Genomic DNA, 17,943 nt, shown 5'->3' with positions numbered 1-17,943 from the left:
GAGCGCGGTCTGGGCAGGCGTGTACCCCAAGGGGGCTCAAGCGGCCTGTCCACCGGACGGGAGAATCACTCGGGCGGCCCCGTCAGCGGCCCTCCTCGGCCCCTCTGCACCCTCCCTCCCCCTCAACAGGCCCCCATCCCTCTTATGCGTCAGAAGAGCGCCGACTGGGTCAGACCTTGCTGCAAGGGGCTGGGAAAGGACTCCCTGGATGAGGCGACCCTGCTCCGACTGATGGAAGAAACCCGCGGCGTCGCCACGGGCCGCGGATAGACGAAGCACAGCGGACTCAGGCGCACTCGGACAGGGACAGGCACACGGAGGGGCCCAACTCCGGCTCAGGAGGTCAGGAGTGACGGAGGGCTCTGGCGCGTTGAGAGATGAGCCCCCGCGCGAAGGCGCTGCCGTCGCCCGGCCAGGCGCCCTGTGTCCCCATTCTCATGCACGATCCCCGATCCGCTCTCGTGAACTCCTCTCCAGACGCCATCCCCATTGCCGAGGGCCCGGCGGGACTCTCGCCTCCCCGCCCGCTGGCTCATGCCTCGGTCCTCTTCGCGGAGCCCCTGCCCGGCCTCGCGGAGGCTCCAGGCGCGTGGCTCTCGAGACTGGGCCTGGCAGAGCTGGGCTTCACCGTGGAGGTCGGCCAGGAAGTCCGGCTCACGAACGGCCGGCACACCGTGCGTGTCTTCAGGGGAAACGGCCCCCTGCCCCGTGAGGGCCTGGACCTGCGGCAGTTTCCGAACCTTCCACGGGAGGGCTGCTACCTGACGCTCGCTTCCGGCATCTCCCCGCGTCAGGGCGAGGAGCAGTCGATGCGAGGCGGCGCCAGGCCGGACCCGTGGGCAGAGGACGGTGTGATGCGCGTCTTCTCGCTGTTGGTCTCACGCCTAGCCCTCAACGGCACGGCGGTGGTTTTGCACCAGGCAGGCTCGCTCGTGAAGGACGCCAGGATCTTCGCTCGGCTGCTCCGGGAGCTGGCCCACCCCGACTACCGTCCGTTCCGCGCCTGGGTCGATCTCTCCCGCCGCCAGGGCAGCCGCTACCTTCAGCTGCGCGGCCTGGAGAGCTTCGGGCTGCCGGATCTCCAGCTCGCACCGGAGGAGTGGGACACGTGGGAGACGTCGCGTGGCCGGGAGGCCCTGTACTTCGCCGCCTATCGCATGGTTCGTGAGAACCGCCCGCTCTCCGCGGATGAGGTCCTGGAGGTGCCGCTGGGCGTGCAGCCCGGCTCCTGGCCCGAGCCATTCGGCGGAGACACCATGAGCTACCGGGTTCGCGCCGGCGAGCCTTCCAGCCTGATGCTCGAGCGCCTCTCGGATGCCGCGGAGCCCTTCACCCGCTGGGCGCGGGCGTCGGCACCGGGCAAGCCGTTCTCCTCGAGCGTGGGCGTCAATACGTACCAGGCCCTCTTCCGCCATGCCCTGGAAGGCGCCTTGCCGGGCGACACCATCGCCCAGATTGCACCTCCGGCCTCGCAGGCGCTCCCCCCGCATGAGGTACTCGTGCGCACGCGCCTGGGCCAGAGCGGCTTCACGGTCGTCACCAATGGCTTCGGCCGGGTGCCGCAGGCGAGCGGAAAGCGGGATTCAAGTGCCACCCATGAGGAACTGGCGGCGTGGATGGACTCGCACAGCCCGGAGCGCGCCCTGGCCCTGTCGGCGCTGGGGACGCTGAAGCAATCGAACGAGGGCAGCCAGCCGGCCTGGGCGCCGGGCGACATCGCCGTCGTCTCCGACCCGCTCCTGGGGCTGCGCCACTTCGTCATCGCACAGGGGCCCGCCGTGCCCTTGCCTCCAGGCTCGCCCGTGAACCTGCTTTGGGTCATCCCCCTGCTCGCGGCCGAGTTCGAGATGGTGCGGCGGGCCGGCCCCCTGCACTGGGCCAACCAGCTGCTGAAGGACCCGTCCCGCAGGACGGAGCTGGTGCAGCGCTGGAGCCTGGGCGCGAACTGACGCTCCCAGGCCCGCCCGCGCGGTACTGTGTAACCGTCCGGGCAATGACGTGACGTGAGCGGTTGCCGACGGACGAGGACCGTGGTCGACGCACGCCGCGAGGATTCAGAGGCTGGGCTGGAGGGGTGAGTCGGGCGGGTCGGCGACGCTTCGCCGTTTCCACTCGTGGGGCAGCAGCTCGCCGATGCGTGAGTTGGGATGTGTCTGCACGCGCAGCAGGACGTCGGCGACGAATCTCCCGTGCGGGTGCCTCCTCCGCCTTCCGGGAGGCTCTCTCCCGGTGCTTCTGCCGCCGCTGGTGTCGTCGCCACCTCCACCGGCAGCAGGCGAACCGCTTTGCCATTCTCGCCTTGCTGTCGTCGGCGCCGGTACACCCACGACTGCAACGTGCTCAACCGCACGCCTCGATGCTGGGAAAACTCCTTCTGCGTCAGTCCGCTCGCCTCGAAGGCTTCAGCGACCCGGAACCACTCCTGCTTCTCCACCGGCTTTGACATTCCCGCCAGGGTCCTCGGCGCCGACTCCTCACTCAATGCCTCTCAGCACGTTCTTGGCCGGACGGATACGGTACTGTGGACGGATTGCTTTTCCGGAGCGCGGTGCCCAATGCTTCCGGCGGCTTCTGGCAACGAATGGGCCGGGACCGCTCAAAGGAGGAGAACTGCAATGGCAAACATTACCGTTTTTACCAACGAAGACTTCGGTGGTGCACAGGTCGATCTGCCGCCTGGCAACTACACCCGGGCCCAGCTGGAGGCGCTGGGCATCGAGAACAACACCATCAGCTCGGTGAAGGTGCCGCCTGGCGTGAAGGCTGTCCTCTTCAAGAACGATGGTTTCACCGGCGACCAGATCGAAGTGGTGGCCAATGCCGAGGAGCTGGGCCCGCTGAACAACAACGTCTCCAGCATCAGGGTCATATCCGTGCCCGTGCAGCCCAGGGCCAGGTTCTTCTACAAAGAGCAGTTCGATGGCAAGGAGGTGGACCTGCCTCCTGGCCAGTACACCCAGGCCGAGCTGGAGCGGTACGGCATCGACAACAACACCATCAGCTCGGTGAAGCCGCAGGGCCTGGCGGTCGTCCTATTCAAGAACGACAACTTCTCCGGCGACACGCTGCCCGTGAATTCCGACGCCCCGACCCTGGGCGCGATGAACAACAACACCTCCAGCATCAGAATCTCCTGACGCTGGCACGCCGGCATTCCAGGTGACGGTCCCTGCCGCGGGGGCCGCCCCCCTTTCGAGCCCCAGAGACTCTCGAATCACTTGCATCCACGATGGCAGGGTGCGGCCCCACCCCCACTCGGTGACTCCACTCACGCTCACGGCCGAGCTGGTGCCCTGATCGTCTGAACGCGCTCGCCCCTCCAGTCGAAGACGGCGAGCGCACGCGCCACGTCCGCGTACCAGGGCAGCCCTGGTATGTCCTCGGGCACCAGCGCGCCGATGATCGAGCACTGAGAATGGAGAGAGACCTGCCAGGAAAAGCAGCGGTGCCCTCCACGCGGCGTTGCGAAGGCGAGATGGAAATTCCACGGACGCCATTCACTCAGGCAGGCGTGCGGTAGCAACTCAGAAGAGGGGAAGGATGCTCCGCTCCTGGCCGGACTCCCGGCGGGCCGTGCAGGCGGCAACGCATCGTGCCCGTGATGCTCTTTCCAGTCATGGCGACCACCTTCAGCGGAGGAGGAGCCATGTACTTCCAGGCCATCAAGACCGAGGGCCTTGCCCAAATCACCTACATCCTGGGCAGTGACGGCGAGGCGCTCGTCGTCGACCCCCGGCGTGATGTCGACGTCTACCTGGACGTGTTGCGGCGGCAGGAGCTGCGGCTGCGCTACGTGCTCCAGACGCACCGCCAGGAAGACTTCGTTGAGGGCACTTCCGCGCTTGCCCGCCTTGCAGGCGCGCAGGTGGTGGCTGGCCGGCACCCCATCACCGGCCATGCCGACGTGCGGATGGGCGAGCGAGAGCGGCTACACCTGGGGGCCTTGACGCTGGTGGCGCTTCATACGCCGGGCCACACTCCAGAGAGCATGAGCTGGGCCGTCTACCTGGATCCCCACCATGCCCAGGCTTGGGGCGTCTTCACGGGCGACGCACTCTTTGCTGGAGAGACAGGGCGCACGGACCTGGCTGCGCCAGAGCGGGTCTACGAGAATGCCGCGCTCCTCTTTGATTCGCTCCATCAGAAGGTCCTACCCCTGGGCGACCAGACACTGGTCTTCCCGGCCCACGGAGCAGGCTCGGTGTGTGGCAGCGGCATCGCGGACAGGGAGTTGACGACACTGGGCTTCGAGCGCCTGCACAACCCCGTGTTCACCTCCAGCCGGAGCGACTTCATCCAGCGCAAGGTGCAGGAGCGGCTTCACCGGCCTTCGTATTTCTCGCGCATGGAGGAGGTGAACATACGCGGTGGCGTGCCACTCTCCGCGGGTTCATCCGCCATCCCCTTCCTGGAGCCGAAACGCTTTCAGTGGGCAAGTCACAGTGGCCTTGTCCTGGACGTGCGTGAGCCCGAGTCCTTCGCTGGGGGGCACATCCCGGGCTCGCTGAATGTCTGGATGCAGGGGTTGTCCGTGTTCAGTGGACAGATGGTACAGCCGGGCACGCCGCTGTTCCTCGTCCTGCCTGCGCACGCGGACTCGAAGGAGGCCGTGCTGGCCCTGGCCCGCATCGGCCTCGACCAGGTGGAGGGTATCCTCACGGGGGGATTCGGGGCATGGCGCAACGCGGGGCTGCCTATCGAGAGCAGCGGCACGCTGACGCCCGAGGCGCTCTTTTCCCAGTGGGAGGGCTTCCAGGTGCTCGACGTGCGCGAGCGCTCGGAGTTCGAGCGTGGCCACATCCTGAGCGCACGACATGCGTATGTGACAGAGCTGGAGGAGTGCCTCTCCGAGCTGGGACTGCGCGAGGACCATCCGGTCGCGGTGGTGTGCAGCACGGGCCACCGCTCCGGACTTGCCACGAGCATCCTGCTCCGCAACGGCTTCCAGCAGGTCTCGAACGTGCTGGGCGGCATGTCGGCATGGCGGCGGCTGGAGCTTCCGGTGCGGACAGGCCCGCCGTCGGAGGTCGAGTTCGAACAAGCAACGCGCTCCATGGGGACAGAGGAGCAGGACGCTTCTCCACCGTCGCCTTCGTGAGCTGTCAACGATGTTGTCGTCGGATGGGGGCATCTCCACTTCGGGCGCGGGAAGGAGGCGGTCATGGAGTCAACTCCGCATCTCAGGCACGGGACTCCCGGAACTCTTCGAGGAGGCCGGGTATGCGCTCGCGGCGGCGGACACCGAGGCCCTGCTTGTCGACTGGCTCAATGAGCTCATCGCCCGCTCGGACCTGACGAAGCGCGTCTACACGGACCTCGTGGTGGACGCGCTCCAAGAGCGGTCGCTGCGCGCCCATATTCGCGGCGTCTCGCCTCCCGTGCTCAAGACCGCTGTGAAGGCCGCCACATTCCATGGCCTGGAGTTGCACGAGCACGACGACGGCTTCACGGCCACGGTCGTCCTCGATGTCTGAGACCCCCCCTGTCATGAGGCAAGCATGGAGACACTTCCCGAGGTCCCGCAGCAGCTCGAGCCGCTCATCCGGCAGATAGGGCCCGCCCTGTATGAACTGGGCCAGGGCTTCCGAGAGGACATGCGGGTACCGGCCCGCATCGTCGCGGACTCGGAGTTGCTCCATCAGATGGTCCAGGACCGGAGCGTGCCTCAGCTCGTCAATGTCACCACACTGCCGGGCATCCAGGGCTTCGCCATCGGAATGCCGGACATGCACGAGGGCTATGGCTTCCCCGTGGGCGGCGTAGCGGGTACAGCGTTGCCGGATGGCGTCATCTCGCCGGGCGGCATCGGGTTCGATATCAACTGCGGCGTGAGATTGCTGGCGACCGGGCTTCGGCACGAGGACGTGAAGGAGGTCCTGCCGGAGGTGGCTCACGACCTCGCTCGGAGCATTCCCACAGGCTTCGGCCGGCATGGCCGCCTGTCGTTGGCTCCCGAGCAGATGGACCGAGTCCTCACGGAGGGCGTCCCCTATCTGGTGGACGTGCTAGGACTGGGAACACCGGAGGACGTCGACTACCTGGAGGCCAGAGGCTGCCTCGATGGCGCCGACACAGCCAAGGTCTCTGTCCGGGCCCAGGAGCGGGGGCATGACCAGCTTGGCACGCTCGGTGGCGGCAACCACTTCCTGGAAGTGCAGCGGGTGGAGCGCGTCCTCGACTCGGAGGCGGCCTCGGCGCTCGGGCTGTTCGAGGGCCAGCTCACCGTGCTCATCCATACGGGCTCGCGCGGACTGGGGCACCAGGTCTGCACGGATGCGGTGCGCACCATGGACCGCGCCCTGGTCCGCGAGGGCATCCGGCTCGTGGACCGTCAACTCGCCTATGCGCCGCTGTCGTCGGCGGAGGGGCAGGACTACTTCGCGGCCATGTGCGCCGCGGCCAACTTCGCCTGGGCCAACCGGCAGGTGCTCACCCACCGGGTGCGCGAGGTGTTCCGCCGGTGGTTCGGAGACCGTTCCGCTGCGTGGCCTCGCATCGTCTATGACGTTGCCCACAACATCGCGAAGTTGGAGCCGCATGGAGGCCAGCGCCTCTGTGTACACCGCAAGGGCGCGACGCGGGCCTTCGGTCCAGGGCACCCCGAGCTGCCCGCAGCCTACCATCAGGTCGGCCAGCCCGTGTTCATCCCCGGAAGCATGGGCACGGCGTCGTTCGTGCTGGTGGGGAAGGAGGCTGCCGAGGCCATCTCACTCAGCAGCGCCTGCCATGGGGCGGGACGGCGGCTGAGCCGGGCCGCTTCCAAACGCCAGGTGGTGGGAAGTGAGCTGCGCGCGGCGCTGAATCGTCAGGGCATCGCAGTGGAGTGTCCCTCCAATGCGGAGCTCGCGGAGGAAGCGCCCCTGGCCTACAAGGACGTGGATCGGGTGGTGGACGTGGTCGAGGCGGCTGGCATCGCGCGGAAGGTGGCGCGGCTGGTACCGCTCGCGGTGTTGAAAGGCTGAGCGCCGGGTTGCATTGGACCGGAGGCGTGCGCTCACCGCGTCCAAGTTCACCATCCGGCAGCATGGCGTGCGCCGGCTGCCCATCGTGGATGAACGGGGGCGAAGGGTAGGGCTCGTCTCCTTGGACGACCTGTGGGGGAACCAGGGGCCCTGAGGCCGCTCGTCGCTTGTCTGGGAGGCTCACGTCCACTGAAGGACGAGCGCACCGTTGCCGTCTGATGCCAGCCGCGTGCGGGTCCCAAGGTCCCGCCCCTGCCGGTCCAGGACGCCGCCCAGCCACTCAGCGTCCTGTCGTGAGGCATGATGGGGACGGAGTTGGCGCAGCTGCATCGGGAGCATGCGGAGGCCCGTCAGCTGACCGGTGGCCGGGGCGATGGACGCCAGGTACAGCAGCGTCAGGTCTGGACGGAAGGCCGTGTGGCCAGAGATTCCCTCATAGTCGTTCAGGAAGTCTCCGCAGCCGTAGAGGATGAGGTGGCCCCGGTGGACCTCGATGCCGCGGGGGTGGTGCGACGAGTGGCCATGGATGATGTCGACGCCGGCCTCATCGATGAGCGCTCGCGCGAAGGCCCGCTGCGCGTCCGGCACTGCATAGCCCCAGTTGCCGCCCCAGTGAATGGAGGCAACGACGATGTCGCCCGGGCGTTTGACGGCCGCGACGCGCTCGCCCAGTTGCCGCACTGCGGTGGGTGACAGCGCTGGCAGCAGATCCACGCCGGGCCGGTCTTCCGTCGCGGCCCAGACGGGTGGGATTCCGCTGCTGCTATCACCGAACGAAAACACGGCGACCCGGCCCCCGGTCACATCCAGGATGGCCGGCCGCCGTGCTCGCTCCTGGTCCTCCCCGAGCCCCGCGGTGGCGATGCCCAGGCGCCGGAGGGTAGCCAGCGTTTCGAGGAGCCCCGGATAGCCCCAGTCCAGCACGTGGTTGTTCGCCAGCGCGCAGCAATCGATCCGGGCTGCTGTAAGGCAAGCCGCGTTCTCCGGGTGCATGCGATAATGGATGCCCTTGTCTGGCCACCACGCCTCGCTTGTGGTGACGCTCGTCTCCAGGTTGATGATTCGAACATCCGGAGCGGCTCGCTCCATCTCGTCGAGCGCGTCACCCCAGAGCTCACCGAAGCCGACGGGCGTCCGGATGGGGCCATTGCGTTCCTCTGCCAGCCGGACGTAGTCCCGCGCATCCTTCAGGTAGTCCTCGTGGAGGCCCGGCGGAGCAGGGTGGGGCAGGACCTGGTCGATGCCCCGGCCCGTCATCACATCTCCGCATAGCAGGAGGGTGAGCACCTTCCCCGAGGCCGAAGGCGTCGAGCCATTGGCGCTCCGCTCCCTGTCCGGCGTATCCGGAATCATCGTGAGTCGGACCTCCGCCACAGGTGCGGCGCGGAGCAAGCCCGGGAGAGCGTCAGAGCGTCAGCCACTTCTTGGTGGTCACGGTATGAACGGTGGAGATGCGCTTCTCCACCTCCTTCGTCTCCTGGCAGCGTGGGCACTTGGGCGTTCGCTCATCGTGCTCCTTGACGCTCATGATTTCGGTGAAGGGCTCCTTACACTTGCGGCAGTAGAACTCGTAGACGGGCATCACTCGCTCCTGCTCGGGCCTGGTGGCCTCCTGTGAAGGGTGGGGATGGAGCGTGATGCACGGCAGGGCTCAAGCTGCCATCCCTGCGCCGGAACGGCGGCTCTTTCGGAGGGCCGGGATGAACTGCGCCCGGTGGGCTCCTGTGAGACAGGGATATCGCGGCCCGGGTGGTGGTTGCTCGCTGATGCTTCGGGGCGCCCGGTCAGGAGTGGGCCGTGTCGCCGGGCGGCGCGTGACGGTCGTGACCGAGGGTGAGCCGGGCCTGTGTCAGTAGCGTCGCGACCGCTTCATCTGGAACCTGCTGGAAGTCGGCGTACCACTGGCCAATGGCATACAGCGACGGCGTTGAAAGCACGCACACCACGTCATCCGCCAGGGGGGGCGAGCTCTGCGAGCGTCTGGGATGCCGCGACGGGGACCGCGAGGATGATGCTGCCGGGCCGGTGCATGCGGAGCGCCTGGATGGCCGCTCGGACGGTACCTCCCGTCGCGATGCCGTCGTCCACCAGGATGATGCGCTGGCCTTCGATTCGAGGCGCCCCGATGCCCTGGCGGAAGCGCGCCACCCGGACCTTCACTTCATCCTTCTTCTGACGGACGAGGCCTTGCAGGTCCGCCTCGGTGACGCCCACCTCGGCCATCAGCCTCCGGTTGACGAACGCGACACCGCCTTCCGCGACCGCGCCGAGGCCCAGTTCCTCGTAGCCCGGCACACCGACCTTGCGGACCACCCAGACGTCCAGCGGTGCGCCCAGTGCTGTTGCCACCTCAAAGGCCACAGGTACACCCCCGCGGGGCAACGCCAGGACGAGCGTGCCTTCACCCGTGTAGCCACGCTCGCGCAGCAACTGGGCGAGCCGCCGGCCCGCATCGACACGATCCTCGAAGGACATGGCACCCCCTGCGATCAAGAGAAGCATGGCCGGGGCACCTGTCCACCGATGCCTGTCGATGTCCGAGGCCCTGGGGGCCGGTTGGTCCGGTGAGGGGCTTGAAGCTCTGGACCTCGTGGGAGGGCGCACGCTGCATTGCGTCCTGGGCGCGCGGAGCGACAGGCGCTCCTGGTGGACCGAATCCCAGCGTCGGGCTCTGCACGTGATGTCAGTTCAAGGTGGGGACGCCCGAGCGAGGCAGTCACCCGATCCCCGGGCTGGAGGCGGCCGCGAGCAGGGGCGTCTGGTCACCCTGTGCGCGTTGCGCCGTCGGCGGTGTGCCGCCACGTTGAAGGACCCGCCCACCCAGCGGGGGAGGTCGATCGTGGAACAGGGGACCGTTCAGCCAGCGCCGGAGACCCACGAAATTCACTCTTCCCACGACGCGGGGACACGACGCGCTCCCACTGGGGACAACGGCGCGCTGCCGTGGGCCTTCAGCGACTCGAGGGGGCCACGGGGAAGACGAGGTCGTCGTGGTCTGTCCAGGCTCCCGGGGCGCAGCTGACCTGGGTGGGATGGGTGCCGAGGATGCCGCGAATCGCCTGGAGCCCTCCCTCTGGCAGCGTGAAGGTGGTGGATAGCTCCTGCGCCCCTGTCACTTCGAGCGGGAGCCGGGCGACATGCGTCCATTGGGGGCTGCGCGCGTCGGGCGCGTGGAAGAGGTCCACCGCTTCCAGGAAGGGCACGAAGCCGAAGGTGGTCGCGGTGAGTTTCACCGGCTTGCCGGCGGTGAGAGGGCCGCCGTCCTGGCTGGAGACGCGCAGCCCCTCCAGCGTCGCGGTGATGAGGTAGGTGCCATCGATGCCATCCGCACAGCTCGCACCGAGCGTGTTGGGCGCATGGCGCTCTGGCCCCACGGTTCCCATGCCGCGCACGAGCACGCCGGTGTCGCACGCGAACGCGAGGGTGGCGCAGCGGGGCGCCTGGAGCGTCGAATCGAAGTCGGCGATGTCGGGGTTGCGCACCGTCACCGTCATGGGCGCGGCGCGCCATGCCTTGAGCGCGGTGTCGTAGGCGCGGACCTCCAGGGTGGCCGGGCCGTTGAGCTCTTCCCGGGTGTCCCAGTCGAGCTCGAAGGGGTGGGTGTCGTCACTGGCGCGCAGGAGGCCGTTGACCCAGAGGTCCACGCGCCGGACCGCCGCATCGTCCCAGGCGAGCACCCGCACACGTGAGGTGGCGCGCACGGTGCTCCAGGGGAAGGGCGTTACGGCGTGTGCCCAGGGGCGGTGGACGTCCCCCGTCGAGCGGCGGAAGCCCGCCTGGAGCAGCAGGTCGGGGGAGCCCGGCCCGGCGTTCTTCACGCGGCCCGAGATGGCGGCGCCCGCGAGCGCGTCCATCACCTGGGCCGGGGTGGCGGTGGGGTGGAGCTCCAAGTAGAGCGCGGCGGCGCCGGCGACGTGAGGGGTGGCCATGGAGGTACCGGAGAAGACCTCGCTTGCCGTGTCGTTGGCGATGCCGGCGGAGCGAATGTCCTCGCCCGGCGCGTACAGGTCGACGCAGGGGCCGTGATTCGAGAATGACGCGCGGGAGTCCTCCACGTTGGTGGCGCCCACGGTGAGGGCTTCCGCCGCGCGAGCAGGAGACTCGTCGCACGCGCTGACGCCGAAGTTGCCCGCGGCCACCACGGCGGTGACGCCGGCGGCCACGACGTTGCGGACCGCCTGGTCCAGCGCCTCCGAGACCTCCAGCCCGATGCTCAGGTTGGCGACCGCGGGGGACTGGTGATGGGCGGCGACCCAGTCGATGCCGGCGATGATGCCCGACAGGGGGCCTTCTCCGTCACAGTTCAGGATGCGCACGGGATGCAGCGTCACGGCCCGGGCCACGCCCCAGGTAGTGCCACCGAGGATGCCCGCGACGTGGGTGCCGTGCCCGTCGCAGTCCTCCGCGCCACCGTCGGGGTCCACCGCGTCGAAGCCCTCGCCCAGGCGTCCCTGGAACTCGGCATGCGTGGAGCGGATGCCCGTGTCGAGCACGTACGCGTGGACACCCGCGCCGCTCAGCGCCGGGCGATAGAGACCATCCAGGGGCAGGTCCTCCTGGTCCACGCGGTCCAGGCCCCACGCCACCGTCTCCGCCGTGGCGAGCGGGCGCACCCATGCATCCTGCTCGATGAAGGCTACGCGCTCGTCGGCGCGCAGCGCCTCCAAGCGCGCGTCGTCCAGCTCCGCCGAGAAGCCCTGGAGCGCATGCTCATAGGTGTGGAGCACCTTCGCGCCATGCGTCTTGGCGAGGTTCGACACGTGCTCCCGCGTCTTCTGGGGCCCCTGGGATGGGGAGCGGGCCTCCGGGCGGAGCACGACGATGTATCGGTTCGGAATGGGGCGCTGGCGCGGGGCCGCATGGGCGAGGGGAGCGGGCGGCTCGGTGCAACTGGTAGTGATGGTGAGCAGACACAGAAGCGGGACGAGATGGAGTTTCCACATGGGGCGTGGGCCTGAGGTGGGACGCCTCTCGCGGAGGCGTCATGCCTGTGCGAGGGCGGCGTCATGGTGCGCCCGCTTGGACGCCACGGGGGGCGGGATTGATCAATCCGGAGGGCCACTTTCCTCAGGTCTCTGAGCATTCCCGTGAGAAACACCGCCGTTCCCCCGTCGTTCGACGTGTCTTCTCGAGAGTGAGCGAGGCGCGCGGTCATCACTCTGTCTGTGCGGTTGATGCACTGGACGGGGCTGCAGGCCCAGGTCGGGGCCCCCGGCTGCAGGGCCCACGTTATGATGAGGGCACATCGAGAACACGAAGTTCGGGCCGTGTCGCGTGCGGTGACCGAACTCATGAATGGGCGAGGCTGCCTGTGGTTTACGCCGGCGGTTGCGCTTCAATCAGAGGCGATGACTGATCTGCCCCCGCGATTGGGGGCACGAATGGTGACTCCTTCACCCAGGACTGCGCAGCCGGTGAAGTCGTCCAGAAGGTCACCGGAATCAACGGTTGGGCCAGTGGAGCGCCCAATCAGACCTGGTGCAGTGCGCAAAACCTGTCGACGATTGTGCTGTCGTGCCGGAATCTCCAGACGGGGAAGCTCACCGTGATGCCCAGGGTGGGCGGAAAGAACGCTGGCTGCACGGTGGGCAACCTGCCCGAGTACTCCTTCGGCTGTGGCGCAAACGGCTATCTCCGCGGGCTCGTGGTGGATAGCGCGAACACCTCCATGTACGTCGGCTACGTGCTCGACAGGAGTTGCCGCTAGGCGCTCGGTGACCTTCGTCGCCTCCGCCAGAGCCAGGCTCCCAGGCCAGCGCCCGCGCCTCCCATCCATCCCCAGAAGGAAGATGGGAGGCGGGGCGCTGGCTCTGGCGGGGCGGCTGGCGCGGGAGGGCCACTCTCGAATTCGAGGGAGAGGTGGTCGTACCAGCCATCCAGCTCCCCCGCGTTGGCGAGTTGGAGGAAGACGTCGGAGGCTCCCTCTGTTTCGATGCGTGCGCTTCTCGACACCCCGGGCAGTGGGACCGTCGTGATGTCCGCGTCGGAGTGGCTTTGGGGGCCGTCATGGCGCCACTGAAGAGGGCGGTGGCGCCTGGCGAGGACCACGGGGTGGAATGGCGTCAGCTCCTGCCCCGGTGGGGGCCGAGGGGCGCCGCTCCTGAAACGCAGGGACACGGCCGTGGTCCCCGGCGGGACACGGGCATGGAACTGGAGGAGGCCGGGCGCCAGTCCCTTCATCCGCAGGGAGCGCCCGCCAGGAGCCACGAAGGCTCCAGCGCTCCCTCCAAGGCTTTGCCCCGGCTCCAACTCGAGCACGCGCGGGCAGGCGGGAAGGAGGCCCCGGCGGGAGAACGTCTCCTGGGCGGAGCGGGCGAGCTCGGGGGCCTCCCGGGTGAGCCTGGTGACAAGTGCTTCCAGGAAGCGCTCCAGGGACAGCTCGGAGGCGGGCTGGAAGGTCTGGAGCGTGGTGAGCACGGCGCGGTCCAGGGCCCCACGCTGGGACGGGCTCGCGGGCTCGCGGAGGGCCCAGAGCGCGGAGGACAGGAGCAGGGCGTCGGTGTGGCGCTGTCCCACGAGTGCCTCGGGGCAGCGGGCCAGCGTGTGGATGTTGCGCGAGCGCCAGGGTTCGGCAGCCCGCACGGCGTATTCTCCGAGGAAGGGGTCTCCCGAGATGGCGGCGGCGAAGTAGTCCGCGAGCCCCTCATCGATGGCGCCAGGCGAGCCGTCGGCGCCGAATGTGTCGAGCCGCCAGGCGCTCCGTGGCAGGAAGGGCTCCAGGAGCGCATGGGTCACCTCATGCGCGATGGTGTCGCCGTCATAGGCGAGGTTCACCCCGGGGCCCCGTCCGAACCAGATGGTGTCGTGCGCGCGCGCATCCCCCTCGGCGGCGGGCACGAAGAGCGCATCGCCCCACGGGAGGAGGACCTTGCCGTCCCGTGAGGGCATCCGCACGTCCGCCACGAGCCGGAGCGGCGGCTTCTCGTCAGGCCAGGGGCGCTCCCACCCGAGGGAACGGAAGTAGTTCAAGGTCGCTGCCGCGTGGAAGAAGAGCGAGGCCTCCGCGAAGGCATCCGGAGAGGACCCCTCCACGTCCTGGCGGGGCGGTGTGGCGAAGAGGCCGCGCGCATCAGGCCGGGCGGTGGACTGGAGAGAGCAGACGCGCTCAGGAGGAAAGCGCGAGTCCTCCGGTGGAAGCGGATGGGCTTCGGGGACGACACAGGACAGTGCCTCGATCCATGGATGCGCCAGTCGTCTCCCCGAGGGAGGAAGCGGGAGCTCCTGCTCGCTGGGAACAGGGGTCCGGACGGGATTCTGGGCAAACACGAGCGCACGAGGTGTGGGCGCAGCCGGGGGCGTGGCCGCCAGCGCGCGCGTCGTCACCAGAACGATGCCGAGCGCACGGAGAGGAGCGGTCGTGAAGGCCATGTTGGATTGGCTCCCCTCGGTTTGGACGGTTCAGGCGCGGGAACTCGCGACACGGACCTCGCGGGGTGTATCGCACTGGATTGCTGAGGCACCAGGTGGGTCGTCGTCAGTCCGCGAGTACCGGCCTGTGGAGCGGCAGCAGCGCATCCTCTGAGTGGGCCCGGTTGGCCGCCAGGGCGCTCTTCTGGAGCGTCATCCACAGGGGGGGGCGTGGCGCGACCATGCGATGAGAGCATCGACCAGCGGGACGCTCCCACCGAAGGGCGGGCCCAGGCCCTCTTGCTGAGGGCCCGGGCAGACCCGACTCACCGTCAGGCGAGTCGGACCGCGGTCACTTGCGCTTGCTCTTGAACGAGTCGAGCGAGGGGCAGTAGGTGGCGTACCCGTGCCCGGTGAGAGCGCCATTCTCGTAGGCGCCATTCACGTCGAAGGCCACGAAGTGCGACTCGGGAGGCACCTTCACCGAGTAGAGCCTGGACGCAAGGTGCCGTGAGAGGGCCGCCCCCGGAAGGCTCACGCCGGCTTCCTGGGCTTCTTTCCGCCAGCGGTATTGAGCGCGGCGGCGGCGCGGATGAGGGCCTTGAACGCCTTCGCGTCAAACTCCTCACCCTCGTGAATGTCGTTGGCGCGCCTGACATTGCCTTCAAGGCTCGAGTTGAAGAGCTTTGAAGGATCTTCCAGGGAAGCGCCCTTGAAGAAGGTCAGCTTCACGGCCGACTTGTATGCCTCACCCGTGCAGAGGACTCCTCCGTGGGACCAGACCGGGGTGCCCCGCCACTTCCATTCCTCCACGACATCCGGGACGGCCTCCTTGATGAGGGCACGCTCCCTGGCGAGCGCCTCGCCTCGCCAGTCACCCAGCTCGGCGATCCTGTCGCTGATGCGCGTCGAGGCCGACTCGCCATCTGTCTTGGGTTGACTCGTCCCGATAGCACTCCGATGGGACGTAGGAATCAGGAGCACGCACGGTCAACCGGAGCGCCTTCGAGCCGTTCCGGCATGGAGTGGCCCGCGATTTCACTTCGCGTTTGAGAGCGGCACGCAGGTCACGGGGTGGCCTGCGCCGGGGGCGTCTGGGTCACGACGGAGACCTTGCCCTGCTCCTGCTGAAGGGTGTGCGTGCTGCCGGGCGCGAAGCGCTGGAACTCCTCGAGTGTTTCGGGGGGGTAGGTGATGGCGGGCTGGTCGTCGCCGTGGAAGACCACGCTGTACCGCGCGTCGCGCGCGTTTCGTTCCTTCTCGCCCTTGCGCAAGGCCTTGGCGGGCCGCAGCTCGGCGTCGGTGGGCCAGCGCGCCTCGCGCGTGGTGCCGTTCGCCTTCACGTCCCGGTCGTGCATCCAGCGCCACTCCTTCCAGGTGTACCAGGTCGCCTGGCGCGGCACGCTCCGGTAGCGCGGCTCCTGGCGTGAGCGCTGCTCGTCCACGTAGCGCGGCTCCTTGCGCTTCTTCGTCACGGAGCAGTACCGGGTGGTGCAGCTCCGACCTCCTCCGGTGCAGGTCGTCTTGCAGGTCGCGAAGCCGTTCCTGTTGCTGGTGCACTGCTCGCTGCACTTCTTGGGCGTCGTGGTGCAGTCCTCACCGCAAGCCTCCTTGGCGCGGTAGGTCTCCGTGGTGAAGCCCCGCTGGACGCGCTCCGTGTAGTGAACGGTTGTGTAGCCGGCGAGCACCTGGTCGTCATGGTGGTGGCGCTTGCCCTGTGCCTTCACCAGGAGGGCGCCTTCTGGCCGGTCCTCCTCGAAGCCCTCGTCATCCACCAGGCGGTAGCGCTCCACGCTCACCGTGTGCTCCCAGGAGACCTCCTTGACCTGGAGCGTCCGCGTCTTCTCCGGCTCCGTCTTGGGCGCTGTCGTGGCCGCCGTCGCGGAGGCGGTCCCCTTCTTGCCGGAGGACATCCACATGGGACAGCAGCAGCCGAAGAACGCGATGATGAAGAGGATGTAGCAGCCCAGGCGCCTGTTGCTCTTCGCCCCCTTCTTCTCGTCTGGCGTGGGGCGCGTGGGCTCGGCGGGAATCGAGCCTTCGACGGCGGACGCGCCGCAGTGCTTGCAGCCGCCGTCGAGGGCCCGCTGGTCGCTCTCGCAATAGGCGCATCGCCAGTTGGGACCGGCGGTGGCCATCCTCAGCAGGGCCTCGTCGGTCACCGTGACGGCGGGCGCGGTGTCCTCCGGCATCTCATACTGCTCGCTGCCGTCCTTGGCGTTCTTGCAGCCCTGGCACACCATGTAGCGGCCGAGGTTGCGGTGGTTGCAGCTCGAACAACGCCAGAACATCTCAATGTGCCGCTCAGACATCCTCTGTTTTTCCCCCTCGGGTGCGTGCCGCCGAGCGGTGCGGCCTATAGCACGGAGCGAGCCGGACGGCCGGCACGGCGAAGCCCGTGCCGCTCCCGCGTCGCTCGGAGTGCGTGGGGTGACAGCCAGGGAGAAGAACCGCGTGTAGAGAGGTATGGAGACGAATCGACGCGAGGCAATCGCAACCTGCTCGCGCGGGAAGACGGTTTCAGACCGGATTGAACGGTACGCCTGGGCGTTTGGAGTCTTGAAGAGATTGCCTACACTGCCAGCCCGCTGGCGCTCCGAGGACGTGCTTGGAGCGCCAGTGTCCATCCCCATACCCCTGGAGTGTCATGCGTCGCATCATCGCCCTGCTTGCCGCGCTGAACCTGGTTGCATGTGCCCACGGTGGTGGCGCCGCGCCGGAAGCCGCCTCGGCCACGAAGCCCGCGGCGCCAAAGCCCGTCGCCACGCCTGAGGCGAAAGCGGCTGCCTCCGAGGCATCCGGACTGGCCATGAAGGGCGACAACGCGCGCGCCCTTCCCCTGTTCCGAAGCGCTTGGGAAGGCGGGGTGCGCAGCAGGAACCTGGCCTACAACGCGGCCTGCGCGGCGTCCTTGCTGGCGGAGCGCGAGGAGGCGCTGGTCTGGCTGGAGCGCGCCGTGGAGGAAGGCTTCGATGACGCGAAGCACCTCCATAAGGACCCTGACCTGAGCAACGTTCGGAGCCTGCCCGGCTACGCGGCGCTGGAGCAGCGAGTCATCGCCGCCGAGGCGAAGCAGTACGAGGCCGCGGACCCTGTGCTGCGGGACGAGTTGCTCAAGCGCATGGACGAGGACCAGGCGGCGCGCAGTGCCCTCGTCGCCTCGAACTTCCAGGATGAGGCCGCCAAGGCGAAGATGATGGACGTCGATGCGCGCAACACCACCTGGCTCAAGGGCGTCATCGCGAAGCAGGGCTGGCCGGGAAGCGCCCTGGTGGGCCGGCGCGGTACCTTTGCCGCGTGGTTGCTGGTGCAGCACGCGGACCAGGATGTGGCCTTTCAGAGCGAGGTCCTTCCGATGCTGGAGAAGTCCGTGGCGCGAGGGGAGGGCTCCGCGAAGGACCTCGCGTACCTCACGGACCGGGTGCTGGTGAATACCGGCAAGCCGCAGCGCTACGCCACCCAGTTGGAGGAGGTGGATGGAAAGACGGTGCCCAAGGCGCTGGAGGACCCCGAGAAGGTGAACGAGCGGCGCGCCGCCGTGGGGCTCGATACGCTGGAGGAATACATCGCGGCCTTCGAGCGGATGAAGGCCGCCGCCACCCAGCAGAAGCCCTGAGCCGCGGGGGGCTGATGG

General features: G+C 68.3%; 16 protein-coding genes and 1 pseudogene. 8 read left to right on the top strand and 9 right to left on the bottom strand.

Annotated features, from left to right (window positions below):
* Window positions 1-461 precede the first annotated feature (461 nt).
* On the top strand, window positions 462-1,949 hold the full coding sequence (locus BHS09_RS27845) for a hypothetical protein (protein ID WP_237079869.1): 1,488 nt from the start codon (window positions 462-464) through the stop codon (window positions 1,947-1,949).
* Between the two features lie 299 nt (window positions 1,950-2,248).
* On the opposite strand, the pseudogene tnpA reads toward BHS09_RS27845, so the two are convergent.
* Window positions 2,249-2,446: pseudogene (tnpA, locus tag BHS09_RS40365) on the bottom strand (IS66 family insertion sequence element accessory protein TnpA); the annotation flags it as partial.
* A gap of 169 nt (window positions 2,447-2,615) precedes the next feature.
* Between tnpA and BHS09_RS27835 the strand changes: the two are divergent.
* From BHS09_RS27835 to BHS09_RS40360, 5 genes are all read left to right on the top strand, one after another.
* Entirely contained in the window at window positions 2,616-3,137 is a 522-nt protein-coding gene (locus BHS09_RS27835; protein ID WP_140794495.1) for a beta/gamma crystallin-related protein, read from the top strand.
* A gap of 479 nt (window positions 3,138-3,616) precedes the next feature.
* A complete protein-coding gene (locus BHS09_RS27830) occupies window positions 3,617-5,098 on the top strand; it encodes an MBL fold metallo-hydrolase (protein ID WP_237079868.1) in 1,482 nt (493 codons plus the stop codon).
* A gap of 10 nt (window positions 5,099-5,108) precedes the next feature.
* Window positions 5,109-5,474, top strand: coding sequence for an archease (locus tag BHS09_RS27825; RefSeq protein WP_140794493.1), 366 nt, complete (start codon window positions 5,109-5,111; stop codon window positions 5,472-5,474).
* A gap of 24 nt (window positions 5,475-5,498) precedes the next feature.
* Complete coding sequence (locus BHS09_RS27820) at window positions 5,499-6,962, top strand: RtcB family protein (protein ID WP_140794492.1); 1,464 nt, start codon at window positions 5,499-5,501, stop codon at window positions 6,960-6,962.
* 13 nt (window positions 6,963-6,975) lie between these two features.
* Complete coding sequence (locus tag BHS09_RS40360; protein ID WP_140799556.1) at window positions 6,976-7,116, top strand: CBS domain-containing protein; 141 nt, start codon at window positions 6,976-6,978, stop codon at window positions 7,114-7,116.
* A gap of 26 nt (window positions 7,117-7,142) precedes the next feature.
* Here the strand turns inward: BHS09_RS40360 and BHS09_RS27810 are convergent, their stop codons facing one another.
* From BHS09_RS27810 to BHS09_RS27795, 4 genes are all read right to left on the bottom strand, one after another.
* On the bottom strand, window positions 7,143-8,315 hold the full coding sequence (locus tag BHS09_RS27810) for a CapA family protein (RefSeq protein ID WP_140799555.1): 1,173 nt from the start codon (window positions 8,313-8,315) through the stop codon (window positions 7,143-7,145).
* Between the two features lie 52 nt (window positions 8,316-8,367).
* A complete protein-coding gene (locus tag BHS09_RS27805; RefSeq protein ID WP_011555386.1) occupies window positions 8,368-8,544 on the bottom strand; it encodes an FmdB family zinc ribbon protein in 177 nt (58 codons plus the stop codon).
* Between the two features lie 365 nt (window positions 8,545-8,909).
* Entirely contained in the window at window positions 8,910-9,437 is a 528-nt protein-coding gene (locus BHS09_RS27800) for a phosphoribosyltransferase (protein ID WP_237079867.1), read from the bottom strand.
* Between the two features lie 476 nt (window positions 9,438-9,913).
* Window positions 9,914-11,905, bottom strand: coding sequence for a S8 family serine peptidase (locus BHS09_RS27795; RefSeq protein WP_237079866.1), 1,992 nt, complete (start codon window positions 11,903-11,905; stop codon window positions 9,914-9,916).
* A 602-nt stretch (window positions 11,906-12,507) separates the two neighbouring features.
* On the opposite strand from BHS09_RS27795, the gene BHS09_RS39625 reads away from it, so the two are divergent.
* Window positions 12,508-12,669, top strand: a complete 162-nt coding sequence (locus BHS09_RS39625; RefSeq protein ID WP_237077493.1) for a hypothetical protein — start codon at window positions 12,508-12,510, stop codon at window positions 12,667-12,669.
* Here the strand turns inward: BHS09_RS39625 and BHS09_RS27785 are convergent.
* The 4 genes from BHS09_RS27785 to BHS09_RS27770 all read right to left on the bottom strand — a co-directional run bounded on the left by BHS09_RS27785 (window position 12,666) and on the right by BHS09_RS27770 (window position 16,621).
* Window positions 12,666-14,330: a gluzincin family metallopeptidase gene (locus tag BHS09_RS27785; RefSeq protein ID WP_140799554.1), complete on the bottom strand. Its 1,665-nt coding sequence runs from the start codon at window positions 14,328-14,330 to the stop codon at window positions 12,666-12,668. The two genes, BHS09_RS39625 and BHS09_RS27785, sit on opposite strands and share 4 nt — an antisense overlap.
* A 331-nt stretch (window positions 14,331-14,661) precedes the next feature.
* Window positions 14,662-14,847, bottom strand: coding sequence for a hypothetical protein (locus BHS09_RS27780; RefSeq protein WP_140799553.1), 186 nt, complete (start codon window positions 14,845-14,847; stop codon window positions 14,662-14,664).
* Complete coding sequence (locus BHS09_RS27775; protein ID WP_174260658.1) at window positions 14,844-15,260, bottom strand: DUF1801 domain-containing protein; 417 nt, start codon at window positions 15,258-15,260, stop codon at window positions 14,844-14,846. The genes BHS09_RS27780 and BHS09_RS27775 overlap by 4 nt, the downstream gene beginning before the upstream one ends.
* A 116-nt stretch (window positions 15,261-15,376) precedes the next feature.
* Complete coding sequence (locus tag BHS09_RS27770; RefSeq protein ID WP_140799551.1) at window positions 15,377-16,621, bottom strand: hypothetical protein; 1,245 nt, start codon at window positions 16,619-16,621, stop codon at window positions 15,377-15,379.
* 335 nt (window positions 16,622-16,956) lie between these two features.
* Here BHS09_RS27770 and BHS09_RS27765 point away from each other — a divergent pair, with 335 nt between their 5' ends.
* Window positions 16,957-17,925, top strand: coding sequence for a DUF6624 domain-containing protein (locus tag BHS09_RS27765; RefSeq protein ID WP_140799550.1), 969 nt, complete (start codon window positions 16,957-16,959; stop codon window positions 17,923-17,925).
* Window positions 17,926-17,943 lie beyond the last annotated feature (18 nt).

This window comes from Myxococcus xanthus, assembly GCF_006402735.1.
Taxonomy (GTDB): domain Bacteria; phylum Myxococcota; class Myxococcia; order Myxococcales; family Myxococcaceae; genus Myxococcus; species Myxococcus xanthus_A.
Note: the sequence above shows the minus strand (reverse complement) of the source record. Positions and strands in the feature narration are given on the sequence as shown.